This is a genomic window from Methanoculleus sp. (genome assembly GCF_035363275.1).
In the GTDB taxonomy this organism is placed as follows: domain Archaea; phylum Halobacteriota; class Methanomicrobia; order Methanomicrobiales; family Methanoculleaceae; genus Methanoculleus.
Genome location: NZ_DAOSET010000054.1, coordinates 1 through 14,761 on the forward strand (window position 1 = coordinate 1; position 14,761 = coordinate 14,761).

At 58.5% G+C, this 14,761-nt stretch carries 14 protein-coding genes, 2 tRNA genes and 1 pseudogene; 11 read left to right on the plus strand and 6 right to left on the minus strand.

Annotated features, from left to right (window positions below):
• Positions 1-592: 592 nt before the first annotated feature.
• The 5 genes from tnpA to minD form a co-directional block, all read right to left on the minus strand.
• A complete protein-coding gene (tnpA, locus tag PLN84_RS10650) occupies positions 593-1,003 on the minus strand; it encodes an IS200/IS605 family transposase (RefSeq protein WP_292383148.1) in 411 nt (136 codons plus the stop codon).
• A gap of 543 nt (positions 1,004-1,546) precedes the next feature.
• Entirely contained in the window at positions 1,547-2,404 is an 858-nt protein-coding gene (locus tag PLN84_RS10655; protein ID WP_292383146.1) for an ARMT1-like domain-containing protein, read from the minus strand.
• Between the two features lie 40 nt (positions 2,405-2,444).
• Positions 2,445-2,518, minus strand: a tRNA-Pro gene (locus PLN84_RS10660).
• Between the two features lie 65 nt (positions 2,519-2,583).
• On the minus strand, positions 2,584-2,784 hold the full coding sequence (locus tag PLN84_RS10665; protein ID WP_292383144.1) for a hypothetical protein: 201 nt from the start codon (positions 2,782-2,784) through the stop codon (positions 2,584-2,586).
• Positions 2,777-3,568, minus strand: a complete 792-nt coding sequence (gene minD, locus PLN84_RS10670; RefSeq protein ID WP_292383143.1) for a cell division ATPase MinD — start codon at positions 3,566-3,568, stop codon at positions 2,777-2,779. The genes PLN84_RS10665 and minD overlap by 8 nt, the downstream gene beginning before the upstream one ends.
• A gap of 380 nt (positions 3,569-3,948) precedes the next feature.
• On the opposite strand from minD, the gene PLN84_RS10675 reads away from it, so the two are divergent.
• Positions 3,949-4,326 (plus strand): roadblock/LC7 domain-containing protein, encoded by a 378-nt coding sequence (locus PLN84_RS10675; RefSeq protein ID WP_299953582.1) that lies wholly within the window; start codon positions 3,949-3,951, stop codon positions 4,324-4,326.
• Positions 4,326-4,961: a response regulator gene (locus tag PLN84_RS10680; protein WP_292383139.1), complete on the plus strand. Its 636-nt coding sequence runs from the start codon at positions 4,326-4,328 to the stop codon at positions 4,959-4,961. Before PLN84_RS10675 ends, PLN84_RS10680 begins: the two co-directional genes overlap by 1 nt.
• 127 nt (positions 4,962-5,088) lie before the next feature.
• Here PLN84_RS10680 and PLN84_RS10685 read toward each other — a convergent pair whose 3' ends face one another.
• Positions 5,089-5,520 carry a phosphate-starvation-inducible PsiE family protein gene (locus PLN84_RS10685; RefSeq protein ID WP_292383137.1) on the minus strand — a complete coding sequence of 144 codons (432 nt, stop codon included), beginning with the start codon at positions 5,518-5,520 and terminating at the stop codon, positions 5,089-5,091.
• Positions 5,521-5,711: 191 nt separating this feature from the next.
• Here PLN84_RS10685 and PLN84_RS10690 point away from each other — a divergent pair.
• The 9 genes and pseudogenes from PLN84_RS10690 to PLN84_RS10730 form a co-directional block, all read left to right on the plus strand.
• Positions 5,712-5,785: transfer RNA gene (locus tag PLN84_RS10690), tRNA-Lys, on the plus strand.
• Between the two features lie 80 nt (positions 5,786-5,865).
• On the plus strand, positions 5,866-6,117 hold the full coding sequence (locus tag PLN84_RS10695) for a DNA-directed RNA polymerase subunit H (RefSeq protein ID WP_292383136.1): 252 nt from the start codon (positions 5,866-5,868) through the stop codon (positions 6,115-6,117).
• Between the two features lie 25 nt (positions 6,118-6,142).
• Positions 6,143-7,702 (plus strand): DNA-directed RNA polymerase subunit B'', encoded by a 1,560-nt coding sequence (locus PLN84_RS10700; RefSeq protein WP_292383731.1) that lies wholly within the window; start codon positions 6,143-6,145, stop codon positions 7,700-7,702.
• Positions 7,699-9,513 (plus strand): DNA-directed RNA polymerase subunit B, encoded by a 1,815-nt coding sequence (gene rpoB, locus PLN84_RS10705; RefSeq protein ID WP_292383135.1) that lies wholly within the window; start codon positions 7,699-7,701, stop codon positions 9,511-9,513. Before PLN84_RS10700 ends, rpoB begins: the two co-directional genes overlap by 4 nt.
• A 21-nt stretch (positions 9,514-9,534) precedes the next feature.
• Positions 9,535-12,183 (plus strand): DNA-directed RNA polymerase subunit A', encoded by a 2,649-nt coding sequence (locus PLN84_RS10710; RefSeq protein ID WP_292383133.1) that lies wholly within the window; start codon positions 9,535-9,537, stop codon positions 12,181-12,183.
• Positions 12,180-13,352: a DNA-directed RNA polymerase subunit A'' gene (gene rpoA2, locus PLN84_RS10715; RefSeq protein WP_348532062.1), complete on the plus strand. Its 1,173-nt coding sequence runs from the start codon at positions 12,180-12,182 to the stop codon at positions 13,350-13,352. The genes PLN84_RS10710 and rpoA2 overlap by 4 nt, the downstream gene beginning before the upstream one ends.
• Before the next feature lie 12 nt (positions 13,353-13,364).
• Positions 13,365-13,652, plus strand: coding sequence for a 50S ribosomal protein L30e (locus PLN84_RS10720; protein ID WP_292383129.1), 288 nt, complete (start codon positions 13,365-13,367; stop codon positions 13,650-13,652).
• A 3-nt stretch (positions 13,653-13,655) separates the two neighbouring features.
• A complete protein-coding gene (locus tag PLN84_RS10725) occupies positions 13,656-14,105 on the plus strand; it encodes a NusA-like transcription termination signal-binding factor (protein WP_292383127.1) in 450 nt (149 codons plus the stop codon).
• A gap of 195 nt (positions 14,106-14,300) precedes the next feature.
• Positions 14,301-14,761, plus strand: a pseudogene (locus tag PLN84_RS10730) (hypothetical protein); the annotation flags it as partial.

Sequence of the window (14,761 nt, forward strand, 5' to 3'; positions counted from 1 at the left end):
GTCTGTTTTGGATTAACAAGAACGACCGTACAACCCTGAGTTCCCGGTGAGTTAAGCACATGCGCTATTTTACCCTGAGCACTACCCTCCAATTTGGTCAAATTTATCCAAAATATCAACAAAATGGCCATATTCTAACAATCTAAACAGGGGGCCGATTCGCTTAATTATTAAGCACATCAACCAACTCATATATCGTCAAATATCCGATAATATTGGAATTTAGGTGAAACCCTGACTGCGAATACGTGATGCTATCGTAACGTCCATATCCTTTGAACCGTGGATAACCGGGATTCTCCCCGTTCTTTACGCGACGAAAGAACGCTTGAAGTGCAAGATCAACACGTTTCATAACATCTTGTAGCACTTGCGAATGCACTGTTTTTAATTCTGGTTTTTCACGTTTCCATATTGGCAACTGGCGCTTTGTTTCGAAATATGAAGTTTGTTTATCAGTTTCCCATGTGTTCTTCCGCATGGCAAGCGTATTGATATACACCCACCGACAAATGTCAAGCGTACGCTTGAGACACGTAACTTGTTTCTTTGTCGGATATAGTCTATAACGATACGCTTTGACTTCCATGTATCACTTCACCTTCTGCGTTTCAATATATCCTTGAATTACATCCTTCGTTACATCACCACAGGTTCCAACGTAATACGATGGATTCCATAGATGACCTTTCCATAATACTTTCCGTAACTCTGGATACGTTTCAAAGAGTTTTTTCGCAGTTACACCCTTCATAATTTTTACAATCGTGGCAGGTGCGAACTTTGGATGTGCCGTGATAAACAGATGAACATGATCGGGCATTATCTCTTGCATATGTAAAATAATCCCGTTGTCCTGTGCAATGGATTCGTGCAGTTCTTTCAACGTATTTACAATCTTACCCGTCAATACTTTACGGCGATATTTCACCGACCATACGTAATGATAATTGACATTGTATACGCATCCTCTCGCACTTATCCACTGCTCTTGTTTGACCATTACAAGAGTAAATATGCACCATGTGTATATACTATTTATGATTGTAGACGGCTGTATCCCGCCATTTTAATGGCGGGGATTAGCCTGCTACGATCCTAAAAATGAGGTGGGTCTGGTCTCATGAAATGAGGGTGGGGGGCCACACCCGAAGAATTCATGGCCCGGTGTAATCTCGCTTGTGGTCGCTGAAACATTGGTGCAGGGCGCCGTACCCGGCCTGCCCCTGACCGAACGCTTGTATGTGTGCTTTGGGTGGGTGTGGTAGGTGGTTGTTCGTGGTGATTGCTGATGGAATTGAATGACTGATGATCGCTGGGTGTGGTTTTCCCCGATCCAGTATCTATAGTGCGCATTATATAATATTTTCTAATAAATATGCGTGGTAATATATCCGCCTGAATACAAAATGAGGTCCTGTAATACTTCCTTTTTTCCGGAGGCTACCCCAAATGCAGGGAACGTCTGACCGATATCCATATATATAATCGTGGGGCCAGGCCATCTCGTCCGGCCTCCTCCGGCCGCACGCGCTCGCCTGGACGTTCACTCCCGGAGGAGGGCGACCCGGGAGCCGACGGAAATACCGATGTCCGCACCGATCGGGCCGCACTTGACCGACATCAGGTGAGCCACAGGAGGCAGGTCGCGGCAGTCGGAGAGCGACTCGTAGTTCGCCATGCCCTTGGCGATAATGAGCGTCGCTCGGTCCAGGGCATCGGTAAGGGGCGGCGGGGCGAGCTCGCGGTTGAGGCCAAGTTCGGCGATGCCGTCCGTGGTGGCGGCAAGCACGTCCGCCCGGCGGTCGAGTCCGAGCGCCACCGCGTCTTCTATCGTTGCGTCGTTTAAGATCGGCGCGCCCCGGACAGCAAACGTGACGTGCGACCCGTGCTCCTTGAGGTAGTCGACGAGAAGGGCGTCAAAGACGATCTCCCCGCAGTTGTCGGCGAGGTAGACCACCCGGTCTGTGAGACCCTCCATCGCGCCGGTATCGTCGACGGTCAGCCCCGCCGCAAACTCCCGGCGGAAGAATTCAACGAAGTTGTCGGTGACGGTGTGGGCCTTTGAGCCGTAGTCCAGCGTGTTGCCGATGACCGCCGCGAGCGCAAGGTCGCGGAACGTCGAGAGGTCGCCGCGTACCGCCAGAGAGACCGCTGCAGCATCCTCGTTGTTTGCCTCCTTCAGGGAGCGGTAGGGGTCGGCGTCGCCGATCATCCGGTAGGCGAGGCGGTGTACCCGGCTCGCAATGACGGGTGCCGGCACCGGGTCGGCGGCGATGCACCGGAGGAGGTCGCGGCACGCCCCGACGATCTTCTGAATACGCGCCGTATCGTCGATGCAGAGCCTGCTTTCGTATTCGACTCGAGAGATCAGACAATCCGTGCAGCCCTTATAGAATCTCATGCTGCAGATCCTTCTATTCGAGAAGAGAAAAATGGTACGATGGGGCCACTGCGATTTGAACGCAGGTCAGAAGACCCCCAGTCTCCTAGGATGGCCAGGCTACCCTATGGCCCCTCCCTTATACTATGTGAGGGAATCACACATATATCTTCGCTTTTGGGAGAGCGGAGATGGGAAATTTATCCTCGCGTTCTCTTGAACTCCTCGACATTCCGTGTCAACTGTTCCAGTTCGGTGCCGGTAAGCTCCATCCTGCCCGTCAACGAGGCGACCTCGGTAAGGAGCTGCTGGATACGCACGTACATGACGTACATAATAAACAGCAGGCAGATGATGGTTACTGAGAGCAGGACTATCATAATGGCGTTTATGTCAATCATATGATACTCTCCTGAATAGTGCGCGGGCGAGCCGTTCGATAAAGCCTTCCTGAGTGGGTCCGGGCTCCTTCTCAACAGGGAAGCCCGCTAACGAGGCTGCGATCTTCCGGAATGCTTTCGACGATTCGGATCCCGGAGACCTGACGACGACCGGTGTCCTCGCCGCTGCCGCCCTCCGCACGTCCGCGTCCTCGGGGATCATATCGATGATCGGGACGCCGAGGGTCTGCTCGATCTTTCTCCGGCTCATCTCGGTGCTTTCTGGCGTTACCCGGTTGAGGATGGCCCCTCCGACGGTACCGCCGATCGTCTCCGTCAGGATCTTGATCTTCAGGGCGTCCACGAGCGAGGAGATCTCAGGGTTCACCACCAGGAGTACCTCGTCCGCCACGGCGAGGGGTATGACGGCATCAGTGCTGATGCCGGCAGGCGCGTCAAAGAACAGGTAATCGCAGCGATCTGTAAGTTCACGCGCCACCTCTTTGAGCCTCTGCGGGTCTGCGTTCTGAAACCCCTGGAGCGACAGGCCGCTCGGCACGACCTTGAGGCCGTAAGGCCCTTCGTACATGGCATCCTGGAGCGACGCCTTCCCTGCCAGGACCTCGTGGAGCGTGACCGGTGTCTCTGCGAGCCCCAGCACCAGTCCGAGGTTGGCCATACCCATATCCGTATCGACGACGCAGGTCTCCCTGCCGTACTGAGCCAGTGCCGTTCCGAGATTCGCAGCCACGGTCGTCTTCCCGGTTCCTCCTTTCCCGGAGGCGATGGTGTAGGCCCTGATCATCTAAAACCGTCTCAAGGATAGATAGTAGTCGTCAAATTTAAACCTATTCGTTTGCTCTTCCCCGTCTGGAGACCAAAATATGTTTTAGCCGACGCAGGTGCTCTTGATAGGGCGGATCCGGCCGATGTGGGACGGCGGGTCTCTTCGCGATTCCGTCATAAGGTACCGTGAGTGTCTCCGTTCACCGGCGTCGCCCCGTCGACCGGTCCGGAGCCTTACAGTGCGCGCTATCAGTGATGCCTTACCCCCGCCAGCAGCCGGAATTGCCACTCTATTGCGACGAAATTGTAGGTAACGGCATCTTCGGGCCGAGGCTTATTCGATATTCATATATGATGCGACGCAGATATGTCTATTGAAGGTGGACCGGGGTCAGCCATATGAATAACTATCCCTTGATGGAAGAGGATGCCCGGAGATACGTCAATGAGATCAGGTCTATCCCCGGTGTCGTCGCATGCGCTCTCGTATCCTGTGAGGGTGTCGTTCTCTGTAAGTACTCCCGGGAAGGCAGCCTGTCATCGCCCCTCTTCGCGGCAATGTGTGCAACGGTTCTTGCATCGGCAGAGGCCGCTTGCGGTAGTGTCCGTATCCAGCGGCCGTCCATGGTCACCATCGCTGCATCCGACTCTGCAATCCTCATCGTAAGCGCAGAAGAGGCCGCCCTGATCGCAGCGGTAATAGATAAGTCTGCGGACCTCTCTACAGTACAGAGGCAATTGTCGGATATAGCAATCAGGATTGGAGGGGTGGCGTGATGTATACGATACTGGTCGTCGATGATAGTCCCATGATCGTCGACGTTTTTGTTACCATGCTGGAGCGTGGTGGCTATCGGCCAATCACCGCTTTTAGCGGTGAGGAGTGCCTGGAAGTCCTGAATAAAACCCCGCCGGATCTGGTCCTTCTGGATATTATGATGGAGCCGATGGATGGCTGGGAGACCCTCGGAAAGATCAAGACCAATCCTACGTCGCGTGATATCCCTATCCTCATGTTGACCGCAAAACCCCTCACCCCGGAGGAGGCCAACGAGTACGGCGCCTACATTGAGGACTATATCCTCAAGCCCACCACCCACCACCAGCTCTACGACGCCATCGAACATGTGCTGGCGCGCCGGCACTCCATCGCTGCCGATATCGAGCGGGCGCGCGAAGCCGGCGTGGACCCCCGGATCATCGATGAGTATGAACGCCTCTCAAAGAGCGTCGATATCAACAGGCGCCTCCTGAAGATCCTGGAGACCACCTACAGCATCAAGGATGCCCGGGTGGGAATGGGTGAGAGCATCACGAGAGCCATCAAGAGTATGGCGGCGAGCATCAAACTCCAGGAAGAGCGCCTGAATGAGGTCCGGGCCCAGTTCGCGGACATCTTCGAGGCACGGTGATCCTTCCTCTCTTCCCTCGCTTTCAAGAACCTTTCTTTTGTGTCTGTGCGCCCGCTCCGGGTGCGCCTTCCTATCGTTGCCGGTTCGGAGCCGTGCAGATGCCCGGGCCGCGCGGGCCGCTTCTGTCCTAATAACTCTCCGTGCGTTCCATTCGTCCGATATAGACGATAGCGATCGTCAGCACGAGGATCGCGACAAGCGTCATGCCGATGTCGATGGGCGTGACGGGCTCGACCCCGAAGGTCAGCACCCGCCGCACCATCGCGGTGATGCCCGCAACCAGGATCGGCGTCACCTGCACCCGGTTGGTTCTGAAGTAAACCGTCACGGTCTCCAGGATCTCTACGATGATGAGGGTCAGGAGGAGCGCGTGCAGCACCTGGAGCACACCCTGCGTCATGTCCTCGGCATGGATGAACGCCGCCAATTCCAGGACCACGTCGTAGAAGGAGAAGATCGCGAGCAGGGAGAGTGAGGCGGCGATGAGCAGGTATACCGCCAGCGTTACTCCGGATATGGCGGATATGGCTGTATCGACACGGATTTTAGAAGAAGTCATACGGGCACCCCGATCCGGGAGAATACGTATATGAACAGGTTATCCCCCGGGCATTAAATATTCCGGTGGGCCCCTGGCGAGAGGAGAATTGAAAGATTTATATCGTTAGACTGCGAATTATATGATACGCCCGAAAGGAATGTTTTTATACTATTCTTGCATTGTAATAATGCTGGATGGCAGTACGCGCGGGGTCTATAGCTCAGTTAGGTAGAGCGCCTGGCTTTTAACCAGGTGGTCGGGGGTTCAAATCCCCTTGGGCCCGTTGCCATGGGCGATGTCTATGGATTTTGATAAGGTGATGCATTCTGATACGCAACTCTTTCGTCGGTGAGGTGTAGGCCGATGGGCACCTCACTTGACGTACTCAGTCATGAGATGGTTCCGGACCATCAGATTATGGACGGCGAAGAGGCCAAGGATCTTCTTGCGACGTACCATATCTCTTTAGAGCAACTGCCGAAAATTTACCATGACGACCCGGCAGTAAAAGCTATTGGCGGCGATGTCGGGAACGTCATCAGGATTACTCGTGACAGTCGCACGGCAGGCAGGGCAGAGGCCTACCGCCTCGTCGTGAAGAGACCAAAGAAATAATGCAAAGGCCGGGGAGCTGATCCATCTGTTAGATAGAAGTGTTTTATCGAGAGCATACTTTTCACGGGAGCATGTGGCGCGTCACCAGTTAGACTCTTATAATAACTTCCTCCTGCACAACCTCCAGAAAGTCGTTGATGAACAACGTGTCATCGAGACCGATATTGAGACCCGTGGGAAAGGTAAAGAGGCTGTATGGGTTGAACTGGGCACGATCGAGGTGAAGAAGCCCCGGGTCCGTGAGGCGGACGGGTCGCAGTCCGAGCTCTTCCCGAGCGAGGCACGCCTCCGGAACCTCACGTATGCGGCACCGATCCAGCTCGAGATGACGCTCGTCCAGGGTGAGGAGCCGCAGGATCCGATCGTCACCATCATCGGGCAGCTGCCGGTGATGGTGGGCTCGGCCGCCTGCAACCTCTACAACCTGAGCGATGCCGAGCGGACCGCGCACGGCGAGGACCCGCTCGATCCCGGCGGCTACTTCATCGTCAACGGCACCGAGCGCGTGCTGATGACGCTTGAGGACCTCGCCTCGAACAAGATCATGACCGAGTTCACCGAGCGCTACAACGAGCGGATCTATGTGGCGAAGGTCTTCTCGCAGTACCGGGGCTACCGGGCGCTCGTGATCGTCGAGCGGAACCGCAAGAACCTGCTCGAGGTCTCGTTCCCCTCGGTCGCCGGGCACCTCCGTTTCGTCGACCTGATGCGGGCGTTGGGGCTCCAGGGCGACCACGACATCGTGGAGGCGGTCTCGACCGATGAGGAGATCCTCACCTTCATGATGCAGAACCTGGAGGAGAGCGAGTGCGACACCGTCGACGACGGCGTCATGTACGTCGGAAAGAAACTCGCCCCCAACCAGACCAGGGACTACCAGAGGAAGCGGGCGGAGTTCGTCCTCGACAACTACCTCCTTCCGCACTTAAATTACCTGATGCCGGTGGGCTTAAAAGAGGAGGACCCCGGCTACCGGTCGGCAGTCGAGGGTGTCCGTCTTGCAAAGGCGCACTTCCTCGGCCGCATGGCCGAAGCCTGTTTCGACCTGGTACTTGATAGGCGCCGGATCGACGATAAGGACCACTACTCGAATAAACGGCTGAAACTTGCCGGCGACCTGATGGAAGACCTCTTCCGGATCTCGCTCAACCGTCTGACAAGGGACGTGAAGTACCAACTCGAGCGGGCCAGCATGCGCCACCGCGACCTCTCGATCGGGACCGCGGTGCGTGCGGACGTCCTGACCGAGCGGCTGCTCCACCCGCTTGCCACCGGCAACTGGGTGGGCGGGCGCACCGGTGTTTCGCAGCTCCTGGACCGGGTCGACCACATGGCGGTGCTCTCGCACCTCCGACGCGTGATCTCCCCGCTCTCCCGTTCCCAGCCTCACTTCGAGGCCCGTGACCTGCACCCCACCCAGTGGGGCCGGATCTGCCCGAGCGAGACTCCTGAGGGTCCGAACTGTGGCCTGGTGAAGAACTTCGCCCAGATGGTCGAGATCAGTAAGGGCGTTCTCGACGAAGAGGAAGTGAAGAACATTCTGTACGATATGGGCGTCATCGCCCTCCGGAGGGAGACGGCATGAGGCAGTCACGCGTCTTCGTCGACGGTGCCCTGATCGGGCTCGTGGACGACCCCCGGGACCTGGTCGGGCGGATGCGCGATATGCGCCGGCGCGGCGAGATCCCCGGAGAGGTCAACGTCTCCTACAAGGAGTTCAACAACGACGTCATCATCCACACCGATCGTGGGAGAGCACGCCGGCCCCTGATCGTGGTCAGGGACGGCAAAGCGCTGGTGACCGAGGGCGATCTCGAACTCATCAAGAGCGGCGAGATGACCTTTGCAGACGTGGTGAAGAAGGGCGCGATCGAGTTTGTCGATGCCGAGGAGGAGGAGGATCTCTTCATCGCCATCAACGAGGCGGACCTCACCCTCGAGCACACCCACCTCGAGATCGACCCCTCGCTCATCCTGGGTATCGGTGCGGCGCACGTCCCGTTCCCCGAACACAACGCCAGTCCGCGTGTCACGATGGGCGCAGGGATGGTCAAGCAGGCGCTCGGGTTCGGTTCCTCGAACATGAAACTCCGCCCCGACACCCGGGGGCACATGCTCCACTACGTCCAGAAACCCCTCACTTACACCCAGACCTCCGACGTGATCGGCTCCGACGACCGGCCTGCAGGCCAGAACTTCGTCGTCGCGATCATCTCCTACGAAGGCTTCAATATTGAAGATGCGCTGGTCATCAACAAGGCCTCGATCGACCGTGGTCTTGGGCGCTCGCATTTCTTCCGCACCTATGACGGCGAGGAGCGGCGCTACCCCGGTGGCCAGGTCGACAGGATCCAGGTTCCGGATGAAGAGGTCTCCGGTGCGCACGGTGCCGAGTACTACGCGAACCTCGATATCGACGGCGTCATCAACCCCGAGACGGTCGTCCGCGAGAAAGACGTGCTGATCGGGAAGACCTCTCCGCCGAGGTTCCTCGAAGAACCGACGAGCGAGTTGATCGCCGTCGAAAAAAGACGCGACACCTCGGTCACGATGCGGAGCAACGAGCACGGTATCGTGGATACGGTCATCATCACCGAGGGCGAGAACTCCTCGCGCCTCGTGAAGGTCCGGACCCGTGACCTCCGGGTGCCGGAGGTCGGCGACAAGTTCGCGTCCCGGCATGGTCAGAAGGGTGTTATCGGGTTGATCCAGTCTTCGGCGGATATGCCGTTCACCGAGTCGGGTATGACGCCCGACCTGATCATCAACCCCCACGCGGTCCCGAGCCGTATGACCATCGGACATATGCTCGAGATGCTGGGCGGTAAGGTCGGATCCCTCGAGGGACGCCGGATCAACGCGACCGCGTTCCGCGGCGAGCGCGAAGCGGAGCTCAGGAGTTCGCTCAAGGAACTCGGATTTGCTCACAGCGGCCGCGAAGTGATGTACGACGGTATCACCGGGCGGCAGTTCGCTGCCGACATCTACATCGGCGTCATCTACTACCAGAAACTCTATCACATGGTATCGAGCAAGATGCACGCGCGGTCGCGCGGTCCCGTGCAGGTGCTCACCCGCCAGCCGACCGAAGGGCGTGCCCGCGAGGGTGGTCTCCGGTTCGGTGAGATGGAGCGGGATGTGATGATCGGCCACGGCGCGGCCATGGCCTTGAAAGAGCGGCTGCTCGACGAGTCGGACAAGGTGACCCAGTGGGTCTGCGCGAAGTGCGGTATGGTGGCGATGCTCGACCGGAAGAGAAAGATCACGCGGTGCCTTGCCTGCGGCAGCGAGACGGATATCTACCCTGTCGAGATGAGTTACGCATTCAAGCTCCTTCTTGACGAGATGAAGAGCATGGGCATCGCTCCCCGCCTGAGACTCGACGATATGGTATAAGAGAGGGGGCGCAATCAAACTATGACCAGTCCAAAACGTGTTGGAAGGATCGAGTTCGGGCTCTTCTCCCCGAAGGAGATCCGTAAAATGAGCGTCCGGAAGATCATCTGGGCGGACACCTATGATGACGACGGGTTTCCCTACCCGCAGGGCCTGATGGACCTGAACCTGGGCGTCATCGACCCCGGCCTCCGGTGTAAGACCTGCGACCAGAAGGCGGCCGATTGTCCGGGTCATTTCGGGCACATCGAACTCGCGAAGCCCGTCATCCACGTCGGCTACACCCGGCTGATCCGGAAACTCCTCCGGGTGACCTGCCGGTCCTGTTCCCGCCTGCTGATGACGGCCGAAGAGGTCGAGAAGATCGTCGGGCCCGAAGACAGCGATCTCGCATCTGAGGTCGTATCAGAGAAAGATATCAAGAAAGAACGGGTCTGCCCCCACTGCGGGGAGCAGCAACTCAAGATCAACTTCGAGAAACCGACGACCTTCTCCGAGGTCTTCGTGGAGGAAGGGCGGAAGGTTGAGCACAAACTGACCCCGGCCGACATCAGGGCGCGCCTCGAGAAGATCCCGGACGAGGACCTGCGGGCCCTGGGGGTCAACCCTGATGTCGCGCGGCCGGAGTGGACAATTCTCACCGTCCTCCCGGTCCCGCCGGTCACGATGCGCCCCTCGATCATTCTCGAGAACGGGCAGCGGTCCGAGGACGACCTGACCCACAAACTCGTGGACATCATCAGGATCAACCAGCGGTTCAAGGAGAACCAGGACGCCGGCGCGCCCCAGTTGATCATCGAGGATCTCTGGGAACTCCTGCAGTACCATGTCACCACCTACCTCGACAACGAGGTGGCGGGGTGCCCGCCTGCGCGGCACCGGAGCGGCCGACCGTTAAAGACCCTGTCGCAGCGTCTCAAGGGGAAGGAAGGCCGTTTCCGCGGCTCGCTCTCCGGCAAGCGTGTGAACTTCTCCGCCCGTACTGTGATCTCGCCCGACCCGAACCTCTCGATAGGCGAGGTCGGCATCCCGCTTGCTATTGCAAACGAGATGACCCTTCCCATCCGGGTGACCCAGTTCAATCTCGAGGAGATGCGGCAGTATGTCTTGAACGGCCCCGGGCGTCCCACCACCCGGTCCCCCTGCGGCGCGAACTACGCCATCAGGCCCGACAACCGGAGGGTGCGGTTGTCCGACGTAAACCTGGAGACGGTCGCGGAGATGATCGAGCCCGGCTGGACCGTGGAGCGGCAGTTGAAAGATGCGGATATCGTCCTCTTCAACCGGCAGCCCTCGTTGCACCGGATGAGCATCATGGCCCACCGGGTCGTCGTGATGGATGGGAAGACCTTCCGGCTGAACCCGGCCGTCTGCCCGCCCTACAACGCCGACTTCGACGGCGACGAGATGAACCTGCATATCCCGCAGACCGAGGAGGCGCGGGCCGAGGCCGAGATTCTGGTCTCGGTGCAGGCGAACATCCTTTCACCGAGGACCGGCGGCCCGATCATCGGCGGTATCCACGACCACATCTCGGGCATCTTCCTCCTGACGCACACGGTTCGCCACTTCGACAAGGAGACGACACTCTATCTCATTCAGCATATGTCCGTCGAGCACCTGCCCGAGCCGGACAGACTGGATGAGAACGGGAACCCTCTCTGGACCAACAAACAGGTCTTCTCGCTCGTCCTCCCCGATGACCTGAACATGGTCTTCCACGCCTCGTCGTGCCAGAACTGCGAGACCTGCAAGCGCGAGCTCTGCGAAAACGATGCGTTCGTCCGGATCGTCGACGGAAACCTGCTCATGGGCACCATCGACAAGAAGGGGATCGGCGCGTTCGACGGCCAGATCCTGCACCGGATCATACGGCAGCACGGCATGAAGCGTGCTGCCCGGTTCATCGACGACGTGACCAAGCTCTCGATTCGGGGCATCATGCTCAAGGGGTTCTCGTTCGGCATCGATGACGAAGACCTTACCCGGACCGAGTACGGCCAGATCGACGAGGTGTTGAGCGGCGCTCTCAGCGACGTCCATCGCCGGATCAAGATCTACAACGAGGGGCAACTCGAGCCGATGCCGGGACGGACACTTGAGGAGACGCTCGAGATGCAGATCATGCAGGTGCTCGGCAAGGCCCGTGACCGCACCGGTGAGATCGCCGGGCGGCACCTTGGTATGGACAACACCGCCGTGGTGATGGCGGTCTCCGGTGCCCGTGGATCGATGCTGAACCTGACGCAGATGGCCGGGTGTCTCGGGCAGCAGTCTGTCCGTGGCGAGCGGATCGTGCGTGGCTACGAGGACCGGACCCTGCCGCACTTCCGGCGCAACGACCGTGGTGCAGAGGCGCACGGGTTCGTCACCAACAGTTACAAGAGCGGCCTCACCCCCACCGAGTTCTTCTTCCATGCTATCGGTGGGCGTGAAGGTCTCGTGGACACGGCGGTCCGGACGTCGCAGAGCGGGTACCTGCAGCGGCGGATGATCAACGCCCTGCAGGACCTCAAGGTGGCATACGACGGCACCGTCCGGACGACGGGCGGCCGAATCATCCAGTTCTGCTACGGCGAGGACGGGACCGACCCCGGCAGGAGCAGTTACGGCGCCCCGGTGGACGTGAAAGGCATCGTGGAGAGCGTCTTAAAGGAGGAGGTCAAGTGAACAGCGATATGGAGCAGCGGATCGATGCCCTCGATCTGCCTTACCGGACCCGGGAAGACCTGAAGGCAAGCCTTACAGGGAAGGACCTCACCGACGAGCAGTTCGACCGGATCCTCACGATGGTCTTCTCCGAGTATAAGAAGAGCCGGATCGAGCCCTGCGAGGCGGTCGGCGTCGTCGCGGCACAATCCATCGGCGAGCCCGGCACCCAGATGACGATGCGAACCTTCCACTACGCGGGTGTGGCCGAGATCAACGTTACCCTCGGTCTTCCCCGCCTCATCGAGATCATGGATGCCCGGCGGGAGCCGAGCACCCCCACGATGGCGGTCCACCTGAAGGACGACTGGGCGTTCAACCGTGACCGCGCCCGTGAGGTGAGCTGGCAGATCGAGGCCGCGCCGCTTCATGAGTTCGGAGACATCACCATCGACATGGAGAACATGCAGGTCCTCGTCCTGTTAAACAAGTCGGTTTGCGACCGGCGGAAGATCGGGGTGGAGGAGATCTTCGAGGTGGGACCGAGGAAGATCCGGGAGAAGCGGCACTTCCGCGACTTCGATGTCGAAGGAGACGTGAAGAAGGTGTCGCTCACATTCACCCCCAAGAACCGAGAGAGCTACCAGAACCTCTTCCAGCTCGCAGAACATGTCAGGAACGTCATTGTCCAGGGTATCGACGATATCGAGCGGGTCGTCGCCAGAAAGGAGGGCGGAGAGTATATCCTTTATACTGAGGGCTCCAACCTAAAAGATGTCTTCGAAGTCGAGGGAGTCGATACCTCCCGCACCCGGAGCAACAACATCAGCGAGATCGCCGATGTCCTCGGGATCGAGGCAGGCCGGGACGCGATCATCCGGGAGGCCTTGAGCACCCTGAACGAACAGGGTATCGGCGTCGATGTCCGTCATATCATGCTCGTCGCCGATATGATGTGCATGGACGGCGAGGTCAAGCAGATCGGCCGGCACGGTATTGCCGGTGAGAAGGAGAGCGTCCTCTCCCGGGCAGCATTCGAGGTAACGGTCAACCACTTGCTCGATGCAGCAATCGCGAACGAGGTGGACGAATTGAACGGTGTCACCGAGAACGTGATCGTGGGCCAGCCCATTCAGCTCGGCACCGGTGATGTGAAACTCATCGCAAAACCCACAAACCTGAAAATCTAGGAGAATCATAATATGGACTTTAATGCTTCACTACGCAAAGCCGTGAAGACTGGTACAGTGTTCCTCGGACAGAACAAGACCCAGGAATGCATCGAGGAAGGTAAGGCCAAACTTGTCGTGGTGGCCAAAAACAGCCCCGAATCCGTCAAAAATATCGTGAAAGAGATCGATATCCCTGTCTACGTCTACGAGGGCTCGAGTGTCCAGCTCGGGAAAGCCTGCGGTATGCCCTACGTCGTCAGTGCCCTTGCCGTGGTCGAGCCAGGTGAATCCGATATCCTGAATGTTGCGAGAGTGTAGACAATGCCACAGGTCGTGCTGACTGAAGAGTGCATGCGCCTCATTTCGCAGTTCGAGAGCCTCACCGGCGCGGGGAGCCGCGATTGCATTGTTGACAACCGCAATGAGCGCATCATATTCGTGATCAACCCCGGCGATATGGGACTTGCCATCGGTAAGAGCGGGTCGAGCATCAAGAAGGCATCCGATGTGATGGGCAAGAGGATCGAGGTCGTGGAATACTCCGCGGACCCCGGTCAGTTCCTCCGGAATTGCTTCCTCCCGGCTCAGGTCACCGCTATCGACTTCGACACCAACGAGGAGGACCAGCAGGTCGCCCTCGTTGAGGTTCGGGATGAGGACCGGGGCCTTGCCATCGGCAAAGCGGGGAAGAACATCTTCAAGGCAAAGGTTCTTGCACAGCGGCAGCACGACATCGCCGATGTCCAGCTGGCGCAGAACGAGATGGCCTGAACCCCCTCTCTTTTTGTCGTAGTTCTGTATTCTCTCATCGAGAGCGGATTTCTTCGTTCCTGCCCTGCCGGGTGCCGCATCTGGAGAGACTACGGGTGCCGGGGCATCTTCTGACAGAGCCGTTCCCCGCAGGGGGTTTCAGGCGGCCTCCAATCAGGAAATTATTTATACTTGCCCGGGCTCCATGACACTCTCATGAAGAGAGGATCTGGACAGGTGATAGAGCCTCGCGTCGTCTGCAGCAGAACAGCAGAGGTGCCGGGAGTGGCCTCGTTGAGGCGCCTTCTCCCCGTGTTTCTGGTTCTGGCACTCTGTATCGGCATGGCTGCCCCGTTCGCGTCCGCTCTCCCGGAAACCGGGGATGAAAAGTCCGTCACCGCAAGGATGCCGGCGGATCCCGCCCCGGCGGCTGCCTCCGAGGAGAAAGAGGTCACAGCGAGGCCTGCTCCCCTCGTGAGCGAACCCCCCACGCTGACGGAGATGGCAACGCCCATCAACGAAGAGACAACGGCAGTCACGTCTGCGGCGAATGAGACCCCTGCCGCGGAACCTGTGGCAACGGTCTTCTTCGGCACTGCCGATACCGACGATGGCGCTGATGCCGATACCGACGATGACGCTGATGCCGATACCGACGGTGGCGCTGATGCCGATAC